We start from the raw sequence: 1,286 nt of genomic DNA on the forward strand, positions 1-1,286 counted from the left end.
TCGGCGCGGAGGCCGTACGCGCCGGTCGGTGCCGGGGGCGTGCGGACATCCCACGCCCGCTGCCCCACCCAGCTCGCCCGGGGACGAAGGCGACCCCGGCTGACGCAAGGATCGGAGTCACCGTGTCCGGACCGCTCGACGGAGTGCTCGTCGTCGATCTGACCCGTGCCCTCGCCGGGCCGCACGCCGCGATGATGCTGGGCGACCTCGGCGCCCGCGTCGTCAAGGTGGAAAACCCGGGAGGCGGGGACGACACCCGCGGCTGGGGGCCGCCATTCGTGCAGCCCGAGACCGGCGGCCGCGAGTCGACCTACTTCCTGTCGGCCAACCGCAACAAGGAGTCGATCGCCCTCGACCTCAAGGACGACGCCGACCGGGAGGTGCTCACGGATCTGCTGCGCCGCGCCGACGTGCTGCTGGAGAACTTCCGGCCCGGCACGCTGACCCGGCTCGGGTTCGGCACCGACGTCCTGGCCGAGCTGAACCCGCGGCTGATCACGCTGTCGATCAGCGGCTTCGGGCATGACGGACCGGAGGGCGGCCGGGCGGGCTACGACCAGATCGCCCAGGGCGAGGCCGGGCTGATGTCCCTGACCGGGCCGGGGCCGGACGACCCGCAGCGCGTCGGCGTGCCCATCGGCGACCTGCTGGCCGGCATGTACGGCGCCTACGGCGTGCTGGCCGCGCTGTACGAGAGGGAGCGCACCGGACGCGGCCAGGTGGTGCGCACCTCGCTGCTCGCGGCGATCGTCGGCGTGCACGCCTTCCAGGGGACGGCGTGGACGGTCGCCGGGCAGGTCGGGCGGCCGCAGGGCAACCACCACCCGTCGATCGCGCCGTACGGGCTGTTCCGCTGCAAGGACGGATCGGTGCAGCTGTCGTGCGGCAGCGAGTCGCTGTGGCGCCGGCTCTGCGACGAGTTCGGCCTCGACCCCGAGGCGCCGGGCATGGCGACCAACGGCGAGCGCGTGGGCAACCGGCAGCGGGTGATCGAGCTGATCGAGGACGCCTTCGCGGAGCATCCCGCCGAGGAGCTGCTGGCCCGGCTGGCCGGGGCGGGCATCCCGGCCGGCAGGGTGCGCACGATCGACGAGGTCTACACGTGGGAGCAGACCCTGTCACAGGGGCTGCTCGTCGACGTCGAGCACGCCACCCTCGGGCGGCTGCGACTGCCCGGCCCGCCGCTGCGCTTCTTCACCCCCGGCCCGGACGGGGAGACCGAGACCACCCGCCGCGAGCACGCCGCGCCGCCCGTGCTCGACGCCGACGGAGCGGCGATCCGCGCC

General features: G+C 74.4%; 1 protein-coding gene. It reads left to right on the forward strand.

Going from position 1 to position 1,286, the window contains the following annotated elements; genetic code table 11:
• Nucleotides 1–122 precede the first annotated feature (122 nt).
• Nucleotides 123–1,286, forward strand: a 1,164-nt coding sequence (locus tag AB0J39_RS39605) for a CoA transferase (protein WP_363474363.1), incomplete at its 3' end; no start/stop codon positions are given.

The organism is Microbispora sp. NPDC049633 (genome assembly GCF_040675265.1).
Taxonomy (GTDB): Bacteria; Actinomycetota; Actinomycetes; order Streptosporangiales; family Streptosporangiaceae; genus Microbispora; species Microbispora maris.